General features: G+C 68.0%; 16 protein-coding genes and 1 tRNA gene. 5 read left to right on the top strand and 12 right to left on the bottom strand.

Translation table 11 applies throughout. From position 1 onward, the window contains the following. On the bottom strand, nt 1–585 hold the full coding sequence (locus tag QH470_RS22940; RefSeq protein ID WP_280274409.1) for a DinB family protein: 585 nt from the start codon (nt 583–585) through the stop codon (nt 1–3). A 61-nt stretch (nt 586–646) separates the two neighbouring features. On the opposite strand from QH470_RS22940, the gene QH470_RS22935 reads away from it, so the two are divergent. Next, complete coding sequence (locus tag QH470_RS22935) at nt 647–1624, top strand: helix-turn-helix transcriptional regulator (RefSeq protein WP_280274408.1); 978 nt, start codon at nt 647–649, stop codon at nt 1622–1624. On the opposite strand, the gene QH470_RS22930 is transcribed toward QH470_RS22935, so the two are convergent. From QH470_RS22930 to QH470_RS22915, 4 genes are all read right to left on the bottom strand, one after another. Beyond that, the gene (locus QH470_RS22930; protein WP_280274407.1) at nt 1621–3555 is read right to left on the bottom strand and encodes an ABC transporter ATP-binding protein; all 1935 of its coding nucleotides are present in this window, start codon (nt 3553–3555) and stop codon (nt 1621–1623) included. The two genes, QH470_RS22935 and QH470_RS22930, sit on opposite strands and share 4 nt — an antisense overlap. An 8-nt stretch (nt 3556–3563) precedes the next feature. After that, on the bottom strand, nt 3564–5297 hold the full coding sequence (locus QH470_RS22925) for an ABC transporter ATP-binding protein (protein WP_280274406.1): 1734 nt from the start codon (nt 5295–5297) through the stop codon (nt 3564–3566). 85 nt (nt 5298–5382) lie between these two features. After that, nucleotides 5383–5853 carry an RrF2 family transcriptional regulator gene (locus tag QH470_RS22920; RefSeq protein WP_280274405.1) on the bottom strand — a complete coding sequence of 157 codons (471 nt, stop codon included), beginning with the start codon at nt 5851–5853 and terminating at the stop codon, nt 5383–5385. Further along, nucleotides 5837–6667, bottom strand: a complete 831-nt coding sequence (locus QH470_RS22915) for a TetR/AcrR family transcriptional regulator (protein WP_280274404.1) — start codon at nt 6665–6667, stop codon at nt 5837–5839. Before QH470_RS22915 ends, QH470_RS22920 begins: the two co-directional genes overlap by 17 nt. A gap of 200 nt (nt 6668–6867) precedes the next feature. Between QH470_RS22915 and QH470_RS22910 the strand changes: the two genes are divergently transcribed. After that, nucleotides 6868–9228 carry an MMPL family transporter gene (locus tag QH470_RS22910; protein ID WP_280274403.1) on the top strand — a complete coding sequence of 787 codons (2361 nt, stop codon included), beginning with the start codon at nt 6868–6870 and terminating at the stop codon, nt 9226–9228. 185 nt (nt 9229–9413) lie between these two features. Further along, a complete protein-coding gene (locus tag QH470_RS22905) occupies nt 9414–11717 on the top strand; it encodes an MMPL family transporter (RefSeq protein WP_280274402.1) in 2304 nt (767 codons plus the stop codon). Between the two features lie 105 nt (nt 11718–11822). Here the strand turns inward: QH470_RS22905 and QH470_RS22900 are convergent, their stop codons facing one another. Together QH470_RS22900 and QH470_RS22895 are read right to left on the bottom strand one after the other, a co-directional pair. Beyond that, a complete protein-coding gene (locus tag QH470_RS22900; protein ID WP_280274401.1) occupies nt 11823–12758 on the bottom strand; it encodes an LLM class F420-dependent oxidoreductase in 936 nt (311 codons plus the stop codon). Nucleotides 12759–12991: 233 nt separating this feature from the next. Then, nucleotides 12992–14329 (bottom strand): lipase family protein, encoded by a 1338-nt coding sequence (locus tag QH470_RS22895; protein WP_425302763.1) that lies wholly within the window; start codon nt 14327–14329, stop codon nt 12992–12994. A 161-nt stretch (nt 14330–14490) separates the two neighbouring features. Here QH470_RS22895 and QH470_RS22890 point away from each other — a divergent pair, with 161 nt between their 5' ends. Continuing rightward, nucleotides 14491–14667 (top strand): DUF6374 family protein, encoded by a 177-nt coding sequence (locus QH470_RS22890; RefSeq protein ID WP_280274399.1) that lies wholly within the window; start codon nt 14491–14493, stop codon nt 14665–14667. Here QH470_RS22890 and tnpB read toward each other — a convergent pair. The 4 genes from tnpB to QH470_RS22870 all read right to left on the bottom strand — a co-directional run bounded on the left by tnpB (nt 14629) and on the right by QH470_RS22870 (nt 17526). Further along, a complete protein-coding gene (tnpB, locus tag QH470_RS22885) occupies nt 14629–16170 on the bottom strand; it encodes an IS607 family element RNA-guided endonuclease TnpB (RefSeq protein WP_280274398.1) in 1542 nt (513 codons plus the stop codon). The genes QH470_RS22890 and tnpB overlap by 39 nt on opposite strands. Before the next feature lie 115 nt (nt 16171–16285). Then, nucleotides 16286–16373, bottom strand: a tRNA-Ser gene (locus tag QH470_RS22880). A gap of 65 nt (nt 16374–16438) precedes the next feature. Further along, nucleotides 16439–16894: a nucleoside deaminase gene (locus QH470_RS22875; RefSeq protein WP_280274451.1), complete on the bottom strand. Its 456-nt coding sequence runs from the start codon at nt 16892–16894 to the stop codon at nt 16439–16441. A gap of 92 nt (nt 16895–16986) precedes the next feature. After that, nucleotides 16987–17526: a tRNA adenosine deaminase-associated protein gene (locus QH470_RS22870; RefSeq protein WP_187686144.1), complete on the bottom strand. Its 540-nt coding sequence runs from the start codon at nt 17524–17526 to the stop codon at nt 16987–16989. Between the two features lie 58 nt (nt 17527–17584). On the opposite strand from QH470_RS22870, the gene QH470_RS22865 reads away from it, so the two are divergent. Next, nucleotides 17585–18535 carry a prephenate dehydrogenase gene (locus tag QH470_RS22865; protein ID WP_280274397.1) on the top strand — a complete coding sequence of 317 codons (951 nt, stop codon included), beginning with the start codon at nt 17585–17587 and terminating at the stop codon, nt 18533–18535. Nucleotides 18536–18683: 148 nt separating this feature from the next. On the opposite strand, the gene QH470_RS22860 is transcribed toward QH470_RS22865, so the two are convergent. Then, nucleotides 18684–19232 (bottom strand): putative glycolipid-binding domain-containing protein, encoded by a 549-nt coding sequence (locus QH470_RS22860; protein WP_280274450.1) that lies wholly within the window; start codon nt 19230–19232, stop codon nt 18684–18686. Nucleotides 19233–19336: the final 104 nt, after the last annotated feature.

Genomic DNA, 19336 nt, shown 5'->3' with positions numbered 1-19336 from the left:
TCAGCTCGCCTCCTGTCGGATCGAACGGCGGGTGTGCAGGTACAGGTCACGCAGCAGGCACACCTCGGAAAGATGGTGGATCACTTCACGATTGATGTGCAGCACCAGCGTCGCCAGCGGCATGTCGCCGTAGGGTCCCTCGGCCTCGCCGGACGGGCGGGCCAGTCCGTCGTCGCCGAGGGACTCGACTCCGGCCAGCCAGGCGGCGTACTCGGCGTCCAGTTGGCTCAGTGCCGCGGCGGCGGTCGGGGCGTACTCGAAGGATTGGTAGTCGGTCGGTTCGCCACCGAAGTGCGAGGCATTGCGCATCGCGAGGACACCGACGATCACGTGGCCGAGGCGCCAGGCGATGGTCGTGAACGGTGGCGGTTCGGGCGGCGGGAACGCGAAGTCGATGGTCATCGCGCCGGATCCGGCCTGCACCGGGGCGGTCCCGGTGCCACGCGGCCGGACGTTCCAGCAGTCGGCCACGGGTTCCCAGAAGTACTCGTCGTCGCTCAGCCCCTCGAGGCGCGGACGCAGCTGATGGGACCAGTGCCAGCTGAGCTGCTCGCGGAGTAGGGGATTCCAAGTCTGGTCGGTCATGCCCTCAGCCTGCCGCAAATAGCGGACAGGATCGGTCCGTGATCTGTGCGACGATGACCGCGTGACCGTCGAGACGACGACCGAACGCGTGCTGCGGCTGCTGGCGCTGCTGCAGCGGCGGCCGTCCTGGACCGCCACCGAACTGGCCGCCGAGCTGGGCGTCACCGATCGCTCGGTGCGACGCGACGTGGAACGGCTGCGCTCGCTCGGTTATCCGGTGCACGCGACGGCCGGGGTCGGGGGCGGCTATCAGCTCGGCGCGGGCACCCGGCTGCCGCCGCTGCTGTTCGACGACGAGGAGGCCATCGCGACCGCGGTGTCGCTGCGGCTGGCGGCGGGCGGCACGGTCGTCGGGGCGGGTGACGCCGCGTTGCGGGCCCTGGCCAAACTCGACCAGGTGATGCCGCCGCGACTGCGCGGCGAGGTACGAGCGGTACACGGCGCAACCGAGACACTGGCCGATCCGGGCGTGGCGATCGACGCGGAATTGCTGGTGACGCTCGCCCGCGCCCGTCGCGACGCGGTGCGGGTGCGCTTCCGCTACGCCGGGCGCGACGGCAAGTCACGGGAGCGCACGGTGGAGCCGGTGCGCATGGTCACCACGGGCCGCCGCTGGTACTTGATGGCCTGGGACGTCGACCGCGACGACTGGCGCACCTTCCGCCTCGACCGCATCCGCGAACTGGAGGCGACCACCTGGCGCTTCCGGCCGCGAGACCATCCCGATCCGGCCGCCTACGTACAGCGTTCGGTCACCGAGGCGCCCTACCGGTACCTCGCCCGAATCCGCTTGCGGGCCAACCCCGAACAGGTACGCGAACTGGTGCCGCCCCAGGTGGGCCGGGTCGAGGAGGACCGGGACGGATGGTGCGTACTCGTCGTCGCCGGAGAGAACCTGGACCAGATCGCCGTCCAGACCGTCCGACTCGGATTCGAGGCGCAAGTGCTGGAACCACCCGAACTACGCACGGCCGCAATCGAACTCGCGAACCAGCTGACGGCGATGACCACACCCGGGCGGGCGGAGCGAGCGGACTAGACGATGTCGACGGATTCCTCGTCGACCAGATCCTGATCGACTGCGGCACCGGCGAATTGGGCGTTGTAGAGCTGGTAGTAGGCGCCGCGGCGGGCCAGCAGCTCGTCGTGTGTGCCGTGCTCGACGATGTGCCCCTTCGCCATCACCACGATCGTGTCGGCGTCGCGAATCGTCGACAAGCGGTGTGCGATAACGAAACTGGTGCGGTCGCGCCGCAGTGCCGCCATGGCCTGCTGCACCAGCAGCTCGGTGCGGGTGTCGACCGAACTGGTGGCCTCGTCCAGGATCAGGATGGACGGTTTGGCCAGGAAGGCGCGGGCGATCGTGATGAGCTGCTTCTCGCCCGCGCTGACGCCCGAACCCTCCTCATCGATCACCGTGTCGTAGCCGTCGGGCAGGGAGTGCACGAACCGGTCGACGTAGGCGGCGCGGGCGGCGGCCACGATCTCGTCCTCGCTCGCGGTGGTGTTGCCGTAGGCGATGTTCTCGCGGATGGTGCCGCCGAACAGCCAGGTGTCCTGCAGCACCATGCCGATGCGGGAGCGCAGATGGTCGCGGGTGATGCGGGTGATGTCGACGCCGTCGATGGTGATCGCGCCGGAATCCAGCTCGTAGAACCGCTCCAGCAGATTCACCAGCGTGGTCTTGCCGGCGCCGGTGGGCCCGACGATGGCGACCACGTGACCGGGCTCGGCGACCAGCGACAGGTCCTCGATCACCGGCTTGTCCGGCTCGTAGCGGAACGACACCGACTCGAACGCCACCCGGCCGCGGTCCACCGGACGGGAATCCTCCTCCACCGGATCCGGCACCTGCTCCTCGGCATCGAGAATCTCGAAGATCCGCTCGGCCGAGGCGACCCCGGACTGCAGCAGGTTGACCATCGAGCCGATCTGCGTGAGCGGCTGGCTGAACTGGCGCGAGTACTGGATGAACGCCTGCACCTCGCCCAGGGACAGGCTGCCCGAGGCCACCCGCAGGCCGCCGACCACCGCGATCAGCACGTAGTTCAGGTTCCCGATGAACATCATCACCGGCATGATCAGCCCGGAGATGAACTGCGCCCGGAAGCTGGACTCGTAGAGCTTGTCGTTGCGCTTGTCGAACTCCTGGCCGACCTCGCGCACCCGGCCGAAGGCGGTGACGATCTCGTGGCCGGTGTAGGCCTCCTCGACCTGCGCGTTCACCAGGCCGGTGTACTTCCACTGATCGACGAAGTGCGGCTTGGAGCGCTTGGCGATCTGCGCGGTGACGATCACCGCCGCCGGCACCGTGAGCAGCGCGATCAGCGCGAGCAGCGGCGAGATCCAGAACATCATCGCCAGGATGCCGAGCACCGACAGCACCGAGATGAGCAACTGGCTGATGGTCTGGTTCAGGCTCTGGGCGATGTTGTCGACGTCGTTGGTGACGCGGGAGAGCAGATCGCCGCGCGGCGTGGAATCGAAGTAGCTCAGCGGCAACCGGTGGATCTTGTCCTCGATATCGCTGCGCAGCCGCTTCACCGTGCGGTTGATGACCAGGTTCAGCAGGAACGCCTGCAGCCAGGTGAACACCGCGGCGCACACGTAGATCACCAGCACCAGCAGCAGCACGTCGCCGACGGCGCCGAAATCGATTCCGGCGCCGGGGATCACGTGCATGCCCGCGAGCATGTCGGCCAGCCTGTCCTGGCCCTGGGCGCGCAGCGACTCGACCGCCTGGTCCTTGGAGAGCCCGGCCGGGAGTTGCTTGCCGACGACGCCGTCGAAGATCAGGTTGGTGGCCTTGCCGAGCAACTGCGGGCCGAGGGTGTTGAGTACCACGGCCGTCACCGCGAGCAGCAGGATCGCGATCAGATACACCCGCTCCGGCGCGAGCCGGCGCAGCAGGCGTTTCATCGACGGCCCGAACGACTTGGCCCGGGTGTCCGGCGCACCGGGGCTGGGCATGCCGGGCCTCATCGCACCTCCTCCACACCGAGCTGAGACTCCACGATCTCCCGGTACTCCGGGCAGTCGCGCAGCAGCTGGTCGTGCTTGCCGAGCCCGACCATCGCGCCGTCCTCCAGCACCACGATCTGGTCGGCGTCGCGCACGGTCGAAATCCGTTGGGCCACCGTGATAACCGCGGCCGCGGCCGTCTCGGGCCGCAGCGCCTCCCGCACCCGGGCGTCGGTGGCCACGTCGAGGGCGGAGAAGCAGTCGTCGAAGAGATAGATCTTCGGCTTCTTCACCACCGCGCGGGCGATCGCCAGCCGCTGGCGTTGACCGCCGGACACGGTGGTACCGCCCTGTGCGACAGGCGTTTCCAGCCCCTGCGGCATGTCCCGGACGAAATCGGCGGCCTGCGCGACCTCGAGCGCGTGCCACAGCTCCTCGTCGGTGGCGTCCGGATCGCCGTAGCGCAGATTGGACGCGATCGTGCCGGAGAACAGGTATGCCTTCTGCGGGACCAGGCCGATCTGCGAACGCAGCAGATCCAGCTCGATGTGGCGGACATCGGTGCCGCCGACGTACACCGCGCCGTCGGTCACGTCGACCAGCCGCGGGATCAGATTGATCAGAGTGGTCTTACCCGAACCGGTGGATCCCACGACCGCGGTGGTCTGCCCCGGTCCCACCTCGAATCGGATGGCGCGCAGCACCGGCTTCTCCGCACCGGGGAACTTGAATTCGGCGAAGGCCACGTCCACCGAGCCCGGATCGGACTTGAAGGGCTGCGGCAACGGCGGCGGCGTCACCGACGAATCCGTCTCCAGCACCTGCGCGATGCGCTCGGCCGAGACGGCCGCGCGCGGCGCCATCATGGCCAGGAAGGAGGCCATCATGACCGCCATCAGGATCTGCATGATGTAGGAGAGCATCGCGGTCAGCGAGCCGATCTGCATCTCCCCCGAGTCGATGGCGTGGCCGCCGAACCAGATCACCGCCACCGTGGTGAGGTTGCTGATCAACATGACGGCCGGGAACATCAGCGCCATCAGCCGCCCGACGTACAGCGACGACTCCGTCAGCTCCGAGTTGGCGACGCCGAAACGCCAGGTCTCCTGCCGCTCGCGGACGAACGCCCGGACCACCCGGATGCCCGTGATCTGTTCGCGCAGTACGCGATTCACCGCGTCGATGCGCTCCTGCATGCGACGGAAGCCGGGCACCATCCGGGAGATGATCACGGCCATGGTCAGGCCCAGCGCCGGGACCGCGATCAGCAGCAGCCAGGACAGGCCCAGATCCTGCCGCAGCGCCATGACGATGCCGCCGACGCACATGATCGGCGCCATCACCAGGATGGTCGCGCTCATCACGATCAGCAACTGCACCTGCTGGACGTCGTTGGTGTTGCGGGTGATCAGCGACGGCGCGCCGAAGATGCCGACCTCACGCGCGGAGAAGGTGGAGACTCGGTGCAGCAGGGCCGCGCGCATATCCCGGCCCGCGCCCATCGCCGCCTGCGCGCCGAGGTACACCGAGTAGCCCGAGGCGACGATCTGCACGGCCGTGACCAGCAGCATCCACAGGCCGGTGTTCCAGATGTAGGCGATATCGCCCTTGGTGACGCCGTTGTCGATGATGTCGGCGTTCAGGCTGGGCAGGTACAGCATCGCGATCACCGAGATCAGTTGCAGCACGACGACCCCCACCAGCTGGGTGCGGTAGGGGCGCATGAAGCCGCGCAGCAGTCTGATCAGCATGATGCGTGCAGGCTACCGTCTACGACCGACAGCCGCCGCTACCTTTTCGCGCGACACGATGGCTGTTCGGTTGCCGGACACGGCCTCACGCGCCGGGGCCCGGCCGCCGCGCCCAGGCGCCGGGATCGCTGGTCAATTCGCCGACGAAGGCCGGTAACTCGCCCGCGGCGAGCTGTGCGATCGAGACCCGCTCCAGCACCGCGCGGATGTTGACGCGCAGCGCGATCCACACGTGCTGCAGCGATTCGGCGGCGCCCGGATAACTCACATCCTCGGGCCGCTGCCCGCGCACGGAGGCGAGCGGGCCCTCGACCGCGCGGATGATGTCGGCCACGCTGATCTCCGCGGCCGGGCGCGCGAGCCGGTAGCCGCCGTCGGGACCGCGCCGGCTGGTCACCAAACCGGCCCGCCGCAGTTCGGCGGCGGTGGACTCGAGAATCTTGGGCGGGATCGACTGGGCGGCGGAGAGTGTGTCGGCCTTGACCGAATCGGACTGTGCGCGAGCGATTTCCAGCAGAATGCGGACCGCGTAGTCGACCCTAGCGCTGATGTGCACGGCCGCTCCCCGCGGTGGGGCCGCCGACCGCGACCATCCCCGCGCCGCTCGCACCCGCCTCGTAACCGCCCACCGCATCTGCCGCGTCACCCGCAGTCGCTGCGTAACCGCCCCCCACACCTGCCGCGTCACCCGCAGTCGCTGCGTAACCGCCCCCCACACCTGTCCCGTCACCCGCAGTCGCTTCGTAGTGGGTGATCGGTCCGGACATGTCCGGCGGATTCGCTCCCCCGTCGACGCCCAGCACTCCGAACGCGGCATCCAGCAGCACGCGCTCGATCAACTCGTCTTCGGTGTCGGGACTCAGCTCCTTCGACCACAGTGCCGCGCCGAGCAATTCGAGCGCCGCGCTGGCCCGCAGTTTCTGTTCGGGCGTGGGATTCGCGCCGGACAGCCAGTCGCACAGGCGGCGGTGCATGTCGATCATGTCGGGGTAGCGGTCGCCGATGGCGTTGATGATCGCGACGGTGTCGCGCACGCACATCGCGCCCGCGGTGCGGTGCCGCAGCAACGTGTGCAGTTGTCTGGTCAGTACCTCGCGGACGGTGTCGGGACCGTAGGGCACCTCGTCCAAGTGGGTCACGACGGCGTTCAGATCGTCGAAGATCGGCTCGATGATGGCGAGCAGCAGATCCTTCTTCGAGGCGTAGTGATAGTAGAGCGACGCTTTTGTGATTCCTACCGCATCTGCGACCTCGCGCAGGCTCGCGTGATCGAATCCTTTGCTCGAGAAAAGCCGGATCGCAGCGTCCCGGATCGCATCCTTGGTGCTTCCACCTGCGACTACGTCCCCGGATGTACTACGGGCTCTCATGGGATGATCCTCTCATCACGATCCGGTTCGGCGGGTGAAGCCCCGGAAATCGAGGTTGTTCCTCCGCTTACCGCTGGGTAGTCTACCTACCGCACGGTAGGCAAGGCTCAGGTGGAGGCGGTACGCGTGCAGGGCGGCCGCGAAAGTGCTGTCTACACGCCTGAAATCAGCAACCCGGTTATCACTAGGAGAACCCACTCGTGTCCGTATACCTCTACCGGTGGGGCAAATTCGCCTTCCGCCGGAAATGGATCGTATTGCCGGTCTGGCTGTTGATATTCCTGCTGATCGGCGGGCTCGGCGTCAGCCTGAAGAAGCAGAGCCAAGACGACTTCAACATGCCCAACCTGCCTTCGCAGCGGGCCACCGACATCCTCGACAAGCAATTCCCCGGGGCCTCGGAGCAATTCAAGTTCGACGCCGTCACCGGCACCTACGTGGTCGCCGTGGAGAACGGCGGGAAGCTCACCGACCCTGGCAATCACGCCGCGGTCACCGCCCTGATCCAGCGCCTGCACGGCCTCGGCATCGTCGACAACGCCAAGTTCGACACCGCCCAGAAACCGGCCGATCCGATCGGCGCCACCTCCGCCATGGGCTGTCTCACCGGCGACCGCACCGACCCCGCGTTCATCTCCAAATGCGGTCTCGCGCCGCTGAATGTGCTGGGTGAGGGCAACGCCGACACCGTGGCCTACATTCAGGTGCCGTTCTCGATCAAGTCGTTCTCCGACGTCACCGCGGCCGACCGCGAGGCGGCCTACAACGTAGCGACCGAGGCGCGCAACGCCGGGCTCACCGTCGAGCTGAGCGGCAGCATCGCGCAGGAGGGCATGACCTCCAGCGGCAAGGCCGAAATGATCGGCTACGCAGTCGCTTTCATCGTCATGATGGTCGCCTTCGGTGCGCTCATCGCCGCGTTCGTGCCGATCCTCACCGGCATCGTCGGCGTCGGCTCGGCCTCGGCGCTCATCATGATGGGCACCTCGGTGGTGAACATCCCGAACTTCACCATGATCCTGGCGTCGATGATCGGTATCGCGCTGTCGATCGACTACGCGCTGTTCATCGTCTCGCGCTACAAGAGCGAACTGGCAGTACAGGATTCGCCGGAGGAGGCGGCCGGCATCGCGATCGGCACGGCCGGTTCCGCGGTGGTGTTCGCCGGCCTGACCGTGATCATCGCGCTGTGCGGGCTGAGCATCGTCGGAGTCAGCTTCCTGACCTGGATGGGACTGGGCGGCGCGCTGGCGGCGGCGTTCGCCATCCTGGTCGCGCTGACCCTGCTGCCCGCGCTGATGGGCGCGTTCGGGCGGTTCCTGTTCAAGCCGAAGCTGCCGGTAGTCGCCAAGCACAACCCCGAGGACGAGAACTCGGTCGCCAACGGCAAGCGGTTCGCGCGGCTGATCGGCAAGGCCCCGGCGGTGACGCTGGCGCTGAGCGTCGTGGTGCTCGGCCTGCTGGCCGCGCCCGCAGTCAACCTCAGCCTGGGTCTGCCCGGTGAGGACAGCCAGCCCAAGACCAGCACCATCCGCAAGGCCTACGACCTGCGCACGGAGGGCTTCGGCGAGGGCAGCAACGGCATTCTGACCGTGGTCGCGGATCTCACCGATGTCGCCCCGGCGCAGCGGCAGGCCGCGGTGACCGCGCTGCGCGACAAGCTGGCCGGCTACGAGGGCATGGACTTCGTCACCGCCGCGTCGACCAACGCGTTCGACGCGAACAAGGCGCCCGACTGGGAGCGCAGCACCGGCGCTCAACTGCTGGCCGTCCCGCAGACGGGTCCGAACGACGAGGCTACCCAAGACCTGGTGAAGCACGCTCGCGAGGCCGAGGCGGACTTCAAGTCGCAGTACGGCATGGAGTACGGCATCACCGGCACCACAGCCATCTACGCCGATGTGTCCAATGCCCTGCTCGGCAAGATCCTGCCGTACATGACGATCGTCGCCCTCGCCGCGTTCGTCCTGCTCGTGCTGGTCTTCCGGTCGATTCTGGTGCCGCTGACCGCGGCGCTGGGCTTCCTGCTCTCGATGGCGGCGACCTTCGGCGCGACGGTGCTGGTGTTCCAGCAGGACAAGCTGGGACTGATCGGCGAGCAGCATCCGATCGTCAGCTTCCTGCCGATCGTGCTGATCGGCCTGGTGTTCGGCCTCGCGATGGACTATCAGGTGTTCCTGGTGACCCGCATGCGCGAGGAGTACGTGCACGGCAAGTCGCCGAAGGAGGCCATGATCTCCGGATACCACCACGGCGCCCGGGTGGTGGCCTCGGCCGCGGTCATCATGATCTCGGTGTTCGGCGGCTTCATCCTGGAAACCGACGTCACCGCGAAGTCGATGGGCTTCGCGCTGGCCGCGGGCGTGCTGTTCGACGCCTTCATCGTCCGGATGGTGCTCATCCCGTCGCTACTGGTGCTGCTGGGCAAGTGGGCCTGGTGGATGCCGAAGTGGCTGGATCGCATCCTGCCCAACGTCGACGTCGAAGGCACCAAGCTGCGCGAACTGCAGCAGCGTGAGCGCGACGCGGCGGCGGAGCGAGAGCCGGTGCCCGTCGGCTGACCCGAGCCGGACACATCGCACCGTCGGCCCCCCATCCACTTCGGATAGGGGGCCGACGGCGTTCCCGGCCCCGCCGCTTGATCTTGTAGCAACGACACAGCAGACTCGAACACGTTCTCCAGCTACTGTCCCGCATCCCGGTTCGACAAGCGAAAGCACGGCCTACAGACCGCAAGGAGACGCTCGTGTCCGTATATCTGTACCGGTGGGGCAGGTTCGCGTTCCGCCGCAAGTGGATCGTCCTACCCGTATGGATCTTGCTGTTCATCGTGATCGGCGGCCTCGGGAACCAGCTCAGCAAGCCGATGAGCAACGACTTCAACATCCCGAACCTGCCCTCCGAACGAGCCACCCGGATTCTCGACCAACACTTCCCGGGCATGTCGGAGGCGTTCCAGTTCGACGCCGTCACCGGCACCTATGTCATCGCGGCGCCCGCGGGGCAGAAACTGACCGATCCGGCCAACCACGCCGCGATCCAGCAGCTGATCACCAAGCTCGGCACGCTCGGCATCGTCGATCACAACACGCCGCTCGCGGACCCGATCACCGCCACCGAGCAGCTCGGCTGCCTGGCGCCAGACCGCGATTCCGGCGCATTCTCCGCCAAATGCAGTGCCGCACCACTGAACGTACTGAACAAGGAGAAACCGGATTCGGTTGCGATACTGACGGTTCCGTTCACGATCAAGCAGTTCACCGACGTCACCGCGGACGACCGCAAGGCCGCCTACGACATCGCCGGCGACGCCCGCGCCGCGGGGCTCACCGTCGAACTCGACGGCTCCATCGCGATGGAACAGCAACAGCCCAGCGGCAAGTCGGAGATGATCGGCATGGGCTTCGCGCTGATCGTGATGATCGTGGCGTTCGGAGCCATCGTCGCGGCGTTCGTGCCGATCATCACCGCGATCGTCGGGCTGGGCGTCACCATGTCGGTGATCATGCTGGGCACCTCGGTCGTGGAGATACCGAGCTTCACCACCTTCCTCGCCTCGATGATCGGCATCGCGCTGTCCATCGACTACGCGCTGTTCATCGTGTCGCGCTACAAACACGAACTGGTCGTGCAGGATTCGCCCGAATCGGCGGCGGGCACCGCGCTCGGGACGGCCGGGGCGGCGGTGGTGTTCGCGGGCGGGACGGTGATCATCGCACTGGTCGGGCTGGCGATCGTGGGCATCCGCTTCCTGACCTTCATGGGTCTGGGCGGCGCGCTGGCCGCGGCGTTCGCGGTGCTCACCGCCATCACGCTGATGCCGGCGCTGCTGGGTGCGTTCGGGCGGTTCCTGTTCAAGCCGAAGCTGCCGGTGATCGCCCAGCACGATCCGGAGGACGACGACTCCGTCACCAACGGCACGCGGGCGGCGCGGCTGATCGGCAAGGCGCCGGCCATCACGCTGGTACTCAGCATCGTCGTGCTCGCGCTGGCCGCCGGGCCCGCCACGCACCTGCAACTCGGGCTGCCGGGCGAGGACAGCATGCCCAAGGACACCACCATCCGGAAGGCCTATGACCTGCGCACCGAGGGCTTCGGCGAGGGCAGCAACGGCAAGCTGATGGTCGTCGCCGAACTCGGCAACGTCGCGCCGGAGCAGCGGCCCGCCGCGATGCAGGCGCTGCGCGACAAGCTGGCCGGGTACTCCGGCATGGACTACGTCACCGAGCCGCAGCTGAGTCAGGACGGCGCGGGCGCGCTGCTCAACGCCGTGCCGAAGACCGGCCCGAACAACCAGGACACCAAGGATCTGGTCCGCGACGCCCGCGATGCCGAGGCCGGATTGCGGGACCGGTACGGCATCGAATACGGCATCACCGGCACCACGGCCATCTACGCCGATGTCGACCACGCGCTGCTGAGCAAGATCGTGCCGTATCTGGCGATCGTCGCGGGGGCGGCGTTCCTGTTGTTGATCGCCGTGTTCCGGTCGGTGCTGGTGCCGCTCACCGCGGCGCTGGGCTTCCTGCTGTCGATGGCGGCCACCTTCGGCGCGACCGTGCTGATATTCCAGGACGGCGCGCTCGGGCTGGTCGACGAACCGCGGCCGATCGTGAGTTTCCTGCCGATCATGTTGATCGGCTTGGTATTCGGGCTCGCGATGGACTACCAGGTGTTCCTCGTGACCCGCATGCGCGAGGAGTACGTGCACGGCGAGCCGCCCAAGGAGGCGGTGATCAAGGGCTACCACCACGGCGCCCGCGTCGTCACCTCCGCCGCGATCATCATGATCTTCGTATTCGGCTCGTTCATCCTGGAATCCGACACCACCGCCAAGTCAATGGGCTTCGCGCTGGCGGCGGGCGTACTCTTCGACGCCTTCCTCGTCCGGATGGTCCTGATTCCCTCGCTACTGATCCTGATGGGCAAGTGGGCGTGGTGGATTCCGAACTGGCTCAGCAAGATCGTGCCCGACATCGATGTGGAGGGCGCGCGGCTGCGGGAGCTGAACCGCGAGCACGAGACGAAAACGACTGTGCCCGTGCGGTAGCCAGCCTCCGGTACACGAAAAGCCGCGGGCTCCAACCCAGTTACGGTTGGAGCCTGCGGCTTGTTCGCGATCGGCCCGCTGCCGTCGGCAACGCGCGCAGGGAGCTCAGCCCAGCTGGGGCGCGACCTCGGCGGCTACCAGTTCCAGGTGGTCCATGTCGGACAGGTCCAGGGTTTGCAGGTAGAGCCGGGTGATGCCGGTGGCCTCGCGGTAGCGGCCGATCTTGTCGACCACCTCCGCCGGGGTTCCGGCCAAGCCGTTCTGCCTCAGTTCGTCGACCTCGCGACCGATGGCGGCGGCGCGGCGGGCCACCTCCGCGTCGTCGCGGCCCACGCACAGCACCTGTGCGGCGGACCGGATGATCTCGCCCGGATCGCGACCGATTTCCCGGGCCGCCGCCGCGACCCGCTCGAATTGCGCTGTGGCCGTGGCGGAATCGACGAACGGCAGATTGAACTCCCGCGCGAAGCGGGCGGCCAGCTCCGGCGTGCGCTTCTTGCCCATGCCGCCGATGATCACCGGCGGGCCCGGCCGCTGCGCGGGCTTGGGCAGCGCGGGGGAACCTTCCAGCGTGTAGTGCTTGCCGAGGTAGTCGAAGGTCTCGCCCTCGACGGTCGCCCACAAGCCCGTGATCACCTCGAGCTGCTCGGAGTACCGATCGAACCGCTCCGCCACCTCCGGCAGCGGAATGCCATAGGCCCGGTGCTCCTCCTCGAACCAGCCCGCGCCGAAGCCGAATTCGACTCGGCCGCCGGACATCCGGTCCACCTGCGCCACCGAGATCGCCAGCACCGACGGATGCCGGAAGGTGGCGGCGGTGACCAGCGTGCCCAGCCGAATCCGAGAGGTCTCCCGCGCCAGCCCGGCCAGCGTGATCCAGGCGTCGGTAGGGCCCGGCAGCCCCGACACACCGCCCATCTTCAGATAGTGGTCGGACCGGAAGAACGCGTCGAAGCCCGCGTCCTCGGTCGTCTTCGCCACGCGGAGAAGATCGTCGTAGGTAGCGCCCTGCTGAGGTTCGGTGAAGATCCGTAGGTCCACGGCTCCAACGTACCGACGCCCCCGAGGGTTCGTATCGCACGACCCGCCCTGCGGGCATCGCCCGTGGTTTCTAACGCCGAGCGTGCCGGTCCAGGTGGTCGTGTCGAGACCGGCGCGCGGCCACGGCGAACATGGCGATGTCGTCGTCGGTGCGTGCCGCATCGCGCGATATCGCCACCCGCCGCACCGCCGCCCACGGGAGGGCGGGGTACGGCGGGTGGATCGGAGGTGGGTCAGGCGATGGTGCAGCCCGTCACCGGCTTGTCGGCGAGGCGGTCGAGCAGGTAGGTGACCGCGTTGTCGGGGCCGAAGCCGTCGATCATCTCCGGGCCGAAATGGTTGGGGATGGTGGTGCCGGGGAGGATCGGCGGCAGTTCGTTGGTGCGGAACGTGACCGTGGCGCCCTTGGCGCACCATTCCTCGGCGAGGTGGCGGGCCTGACCGTACGGGACGGTGTCATCGTTGCGGCCGCTGGTGATGAGCACCGGAGTGGCCGGGGTGAGACTGCCCACGCGCAGGTCGGCGAGCACCGGGGCCGCCTCGGGAATGGCCTGCAGATGTGTCGTGAGGGGGCGGCCGTCGATGGTCAGCGAGCTGGTCCGCTGGAACGGGTGGCGGACGATGATGTCGCCGATGCATTCGTGACTCAGCGTATCGAGCATGGCGCGACCGGCCGGGCTGGTCACACGGTCGACCGCCTTCTGCAGTTCCGGGTAGCGGGCGAGCATGCCGTTGACGGCGAAGCCGATGGCGCCCGAGATGAGCGAGCCGTCGATGCGCTCGAGGATCGCGGCGAGGTCGGCGACCGGGCCACCTGCCCAGGTGCCCTTGAGGTTCAGCTCGGGGGCGTAGTCCGGCGCCATCTCGGCGGAGGCCGCGGTCGCGCCGCCGCCCTGCGAGTAACCCCACAGCACCAACGGCGTCTCGGGTCCCGCGCCGGCGAGATTGTTGGCGGCACGAGCGCCGTCGAGCACGGCGTGGGCCTCCTCGATCCGGTTCGCGTAAGTGTGGATACCGGGCGTGCCCAGACCGATGTAGTCGGTGACCAGGACGCGGGCGCCCAGCGCGCTCCACACGGCCGCCGCGGGCGCCTCCTGATTCGCCGACAGCGACACCGAGGGGTCGGCGGTCAGCGTCACCCCGGTCGCGAACGCCTGCGACATCGCGCACTGGTCGCCCTGCCCAGAGGTGCCGGGCGCGATGACCACGGTCGGGCGCGGGCCGGCGCCCTGCCACGGACCTGCGGCGTCGATGAACGTGCCGGTCACCGTCGTCGGCGAGCCGTCCTGCAACTGGCTGGTGTACATGACCTGCTGGGCGGCGACGGGCCACCGGCCCGCGGTCGGCGGGGCCGCGAACACGCTCATCGGCTGAGTCTTGACGATTGCGCCCGGTTCGGACGGAATCTGCGCGGGCGGCGTGTAGAAACCGCCCACCGGATCCGCTACCGCCTCCCGCATGTCCATCGCCCCCGCCGCCGCGACGACGGAACAAGCCGCGGTCAAAACCGCCGCCGTCCGTGCAGCCCATAGTCGCCACGGCGCCCGGACACGCCCCTGCTGTCGATACATCGATAATCTCCCGCTACTTCCCGGCGCCGTCGCCGGAGTGTCCCGAGTCGCAACGCGGACCGGAACATGAGCCCGGTCACGATCACGACTTACCGGACAGTAACATGGTTACCGAGACCAAAGGTATCGAACTCTTGTTCGAATCGGAGTACTCTAACCCCATGCCCCTCGACCGCCACATCCAGTTCGCCCAGCTGTGGCTGGAGCAGGTCCGCGACCACCTCGCCTCCGCCGCCGCCACCAGCACCCACCTCTCCCCCGAACAACTCAACGTGATGTCAGGCAAGGTCACCGAGGGCCTACGAGTCTTCAGCGAACTCGCCGATACACAGCGATAGCCCGAGGGCGGAGGGATTTGAACCGTTGCCATCCAGCGCATGGTTCACGTTCGATGACAGTCGCGTGCTTGCGCACTCGACGTTGCCCTCGTGGGGCTTCCCGTGGCAGTATCCGCCGCCGGCGATGCCGGTCTTCCGTGGATTTCCAGCGGGCTCGTTTAACGTCGCCCCGCGACTCGGGGAGGACGTGTCATGGTTGACAGTCCGGGCAGCGAGTGCGGCCAGATTCCGGGCAGCGTTGCGGTCCCGGTCGGCCCGGAATCCGCAGACCTCGCAGTGGTAGACACGGTGGGAGAGGCGAAGTTTGGTTTTTACGGCGCCACACACCGAGCACAATTTGGAACTGGGGTACCAGCGGTCGGCAACCACCAGACGGCCGCCACGCCGGCCGGTCTTGTAGGCGAGTTGACGGCGTAGTTCGCCCCATCCGGCCCCTGCTATCCGACGGGCCAGTCGGCGATTGCGCAGCATGCCCGCGACATTGAGATCTTCGACCACAATCACACCGAATCGATCGGTCAGCGCGTTGGTCAGCCGATGAAGACCGTCCTCCCGGCAGTTCGCGACGCGAGCATGCAACTTGGTGACCGTGGCGTTGGCGCGCCGCCAGCGCCGCGACGGTGTCGCACTTCCGCGCCTATCCGGTCCACGGCGTCGTGCCGCTCGACGCTGCAGTCGGCGTAACTTTCGCTGGGCCCGCTCGAGATGCGCCGGGTTGGCCACCATGCCGCGATCATCGGACACGCCGAGCACCGGGCATGACAGCACTGCCAGGTACTTCACCCCGAGGTCCACTCCCACCACGGCATCCGGCCGTACGGGCGGCAGCTGCGCGTACCGGACCTCGACGGAGAACGAGACGAACCAGCGGTCGCGTCGGTGAGTTACCGTCGCCGACCTGATCCGGGCAGCACCGGCCTCGATGCGGCGAGCCAACTTGCGGGTGGATTCATGGGTGCGTACCGGTCCGATCCGTGGCAGCTTCACGTGCCGTCGGTCCGAAGCCGTCAGGCCGAACGCGCCGGTGGTGAACCTGCACGACAACGCACACTTCTTCGATTTGAATCGCGGGAATCGCATCCGCTCACCGGCCCGGTCGCCATCTCGCGATCGTGCCCAATTGTTCAGAGCGGCAGCCAGATTGGCCAAGCCCGAGGCATATGCCTCTTTCGAGTTCTCCCGCCACCAGGGCGCGATGCTGTCCTTGGCTCGGTTCCATGACCGGCGCATACCGTAGGCATCCCATGGCACCGGCGGTGTCATCAGTTCTTCGGGGATTTCGTAGGAACGTTCGGCGGCACGCTGGCCGACATTGGCCTTGATCACCGCGAGGCCCCAGTTGTAGGCAAAGCGTTGTGCACCGCAGTGCGATCGCAGCATCTGTTCCTGCGCCGGCGAGGGGTCGAGCGCGAACCGGTAGGCCCGCACCACCCAGCCGTCCGGCTCCTCGCACTTGGCTGCTGTTCCCCCCATGGCCCAGATCATGACATCCGGTACCGACACGTTGCGGCGACCATCGACATCAGCATTGCGAGCTCAGTGTGGGGAATGCGTGTCGTCCAACCTCCGGATATCTCGCAAAAAGCCCCTCACCTGCTGGGCAGATGAGGGGCAAGAGCGGTGGCGGCGGGATTTGAACCCGCGGAGGGGGGTTACCCCTCACACGCTTTCGAGGCGTGCTCCTTAGGCCGCTCGGACACGCCACCGCCGGTGACTTTACCGGAACGACCCCGAATTCCCGAAATCGGCGGGGAGGGGGTGGTGCGAGGGCTCAGGGGCGGTGGGTGTGGAAGAAGGCGTCCAGGGTTGCGGCGCATTCGGATTCGAGGATGCCGCCGCGGACTTCGGGGCGGTGGTTGAGGCGGCGGTCGCGGACGACGTCCCAGAGGGAGCCGACCGCGCCCGTCTTCGGTTCCCAGGCGCCGAAGACCAGGCGGTCCACTCGGGCCAGCACCAGCGCGCCGGCGCACATCGTGCAGGGTTCCAGCGTCACGGCCAGCGTGGCGCCCGCGAGTCGCCAGCCGTCGCCGTGCACCTCGGCGGCGCGGCGCAGTGCCAGGACCTCGGCGTGGGCGGTGGGGTCGCCGAGCGCTTCGCGGGCGTTGGCCGCGCGGGCCAGCTCACGCCCGTCGCCGTCGAAGACCACGGCGCCGACCGGCACATCGCGGGGGTCGGCGTCGGCGGCCGCGGACAGCGCCGCGCGGACGAGTTCCTCGTCGGACGGCATCACGAGCTGTCGCTCCGCCCGTCGCTGCCCCCGGGTGCACTGCCTCCGGGCGCCCGCATCGAGCCCCGTACTCGCCTGGTGTCCGACACGGTTCAGCGGGGCAGCTTGTCCAGCACCGCCGACAGCTCGTTGGCGAAACCGAGGCGCTGGGCGATCATTCCGAGCTGCTCGTCCGGGTACAGGTCGGTCTCGGCGAGGATCACGCTCAGCACCGGTTCGGGCAGGCCCAGGTCGGCGAGCACACCGAGATCGCCTTCCTCCCACGGCTCGACGTCGTCGAGTTCATCGGGATCGATATCCGGAATCTCGACATTCAAAGTCTCGAGGACGTCCGCGGCGATGTCGTAGTCGATCGCGGCCGTGGCATCCGAGAGCAACAGCCGGCTGCCGGTCGGCGCGGGCCGCAAAACGATGAAGAATTCGTCGTCGACATCGAGCAATCCGAACACCGCTCCGGTACTGCGCAGTGCGCGCAGTTCGTGTTCGGCCGCCGTCAAACTGTTGAGTGCCGCGGGGGACAGCGGGCTGCATCGCCAGGTGCTTTCTTCGCGGACAACCGCCACTGCGAACCCTTCGACGTCTTCGTAATCGTCCGACGCCGCCCTGTTCGTGCTCGAGCGCTGTGCTGCCATGGCCGCAACGGTAGTCCGCTTGGGCGGAAATGTTGAAGTCGTATGCGAATCTGATCCGGTGACAGGCGACCGAAAATCAGCCGTATGCGTGTTGGGCACGGGATTGATCGGCGGATCGGTGCTGCGCGCCGCCGTCGCCGCGGGTTATCCGGCCTGGGGATACAACCGTTCGGAGGCCGGTGTGCGGGCCGCCCGAGCGGACGGATTCGACGTCGACGGCAATATCGAAGCCGTCCTTTCCCGGGCCGCCGCGGCCGACGCGCTGCTGGTGGTGGGCGTGCCGATGCCGGCCCTCGCCCCGATCCTGTCCGATGTGAAACAGTTCGCGCCCGATTGCGCGCTCACCGATGTGGTGAGCGTGAAGGGTCCGGTCGCCGCCGCCGTGCGCGAACACGAGTTGGGAGCGCGCTACGTCGGCGGGCACCCGATGGCCGGTACCTCCGAATCGGGTTGGGCGGCATCGAGTCCCGACCTATTCCAGGGCGCGGCCTGGGCGATCGGCGTCGATACCGGCACGCACGCCGACCCGTGGACGCGGGTCGCCCGGCTGGCGCTGGACTGCGGCGCGTATCTGGTCCCGGTCCGCGCCGAGGAACACGACCGCGCGGTGGCACGGATCTCGCATCTGCCGCACGTGCTCGCCGAGGCGCTCGCGGTGGCCGGAGCGGGCGGCGGCGACCTCGCGCTGGGCCTGGCCGCAGGCTCCTTCCGCGACGGCACCCGAGTCGCGGCCACCGCCCCCGACCTCGTGCGGGCCATCTGCGAGCCGAATTCCGCCGCCCTCTTGGACGCCCTCGACGACACCCTGCGACTACTCACCGCCGCCCGCGACAACCTGTCCGCCACCGGCGCCCTGGGCGAACTCGTCGACGCCGGATACACCGAACGCAACCGCTACGACACCCTCGAACGCTGGGAAATCACCGGTATCCGCCCCGGCGACCACGACTGGCTCGAGCAGCTGCGCGACGCGGGCCAACGCGGCGGCGTCCTCCGCACGCTTTCCTGATCGACACGACCTGGACAGTGCGCTGACATCGGCGGCACTCCGCCCTGGACCCTGGGCCACAAGCCGCCGGGGAGGCTGTACACATTTTGTCCCCTGGACAACCCGAGTCCCGGCGGCGTCCGGAGAAGTCCCGGCAGCGCCCGGAGAATCAGATGCGTTCCGCAAGCCCCGGATAGTCCAACACGAGCCCGTCGGGATCGACGGTCACGGTCGCACTCGAGACCGGGGAGAGGACGTGAATGCCGTCGGCGCCGCTGGAGTAGGTGAGACTCGCCTCCTGCACGAGCAGATCCGGCAGGCGCACGTAGACGACGGGTACCTGGACGTCCTCGGCGGCCTGAGCGAGACCGTAGCGGCGGATCGGCAGAGTGTTGAAGAACGGGCTGAGCACCACGTCGACGTCCAGCGCCCCGCCGAAGGTCGAGCGCACGTGGGTCCCGCCCGCGTCGATCAGCCAGTAGTTCTCCTCGTCGCGGGCGATGGAGGCGTGCCGCTCGCCCGCGGCCACCGTGCTGCGCAGCGACAGGCGTTTCGTCACCCCGCTCTCATCGGTGACCAGGTCGTAGGAGGCGCTGAACGCGGGGTGCTCGTCGGAGTCGCCGGCGATGATCCGGCCGGAGGCGCGAATCCGGTTGCCGGTGAGGATCACCCGCACCGACTCCATGCGAGAGGCATTGTGCGACCGCCAGGTGAGCATCGCGGGCCAGCGCGATACCGTCGCTGCCGCGTCCACACGTTCGCCGCTCGCCTGGGCGGCCGCCGAATTGCCCTGGGCTGGATTGCTCACCTCTCTACCGTAAG

The organism is Nocardia wallacei (assembly GCF_029868745.1).
Taxonomy (GTDB): Bacteria; Actinomycetota; Actinomycetes; order Mycobacteriales; family Mycobacteriaceae; genus Nocardia; species Nocardia wallacei_B.
The sequence above is the reverse complement of the archived record's forward strand: the minus strand, read 5'-3'. Positions and strand labels throughout refer to the sequence as shown.

Bases quoted from the DNA above. Each gene is read 5' to 3' on its own strand.
- QH470_RS22940 (WP_280274409.1), bottom strand. From the start codon at position 585: ATGACCGACCAGACTTGGAATCCCCTACTCCGCGAGCAGCTCAGCTGG.
- QH470_RS22930 (WP_280274407.1), bottom strand. From the start codon at position 3,555: ATGCCCAGCCCCGGTGCGCCGGACACCCGGGCCAAGTCGTTCGGGCCG.
- QH470_RS22925 (WP_280274406.1), bottom strand. From the start codon at position 5,297: ATGCTGATCAGACTGCTGCGCGGCTTCATGCGCCCCTACCGCACCCAG.
- QH470_RS22915 (WP_280274404.1), bottom strand. From the start codon at position 6,667: ATGAGAGCCCGTAGTACATCCGGGGACGTAGTCGCAGGTGGAAGCACC.
- QH470_RS22895 (WP_425302763.1), bottom strand. From the start codon at position 14,329: ATGTATCGACAGCAGGGGCGTGTCCGGGCGCCGTGGCGACTATGGGCT.
- QH470_RS22890 (WP_280274399.1), top strand. From the start codon at position 14,491: ATGCCCCTCGACCGCCACATCCAGTTCGCCCAGCTGTGGCTGGAGCAG.
- QH470_RS22875 (WP_280274451.1), bottom strand. From the start codon at position 16,894: ATGCCGTCCGACGAGGAACTCGTCCGCGCGGCGCTGTCCGCGGCCGCC.
- QH470_RS22870 (WP_187686144.1), bottom strand. From the start codon at position 17,526: ATGGCAGCACAGCGCTCGAGCACGAACAGGGCGGCGTCGGACGATTAC.
- QH470_RS22860 (WP_280274450.1), bottom strand. From the start codon at position 19,232: ATGCTCACCTGGCGGTCGCACAATGCCTCTCGCATGGAGTCGGTGCGG.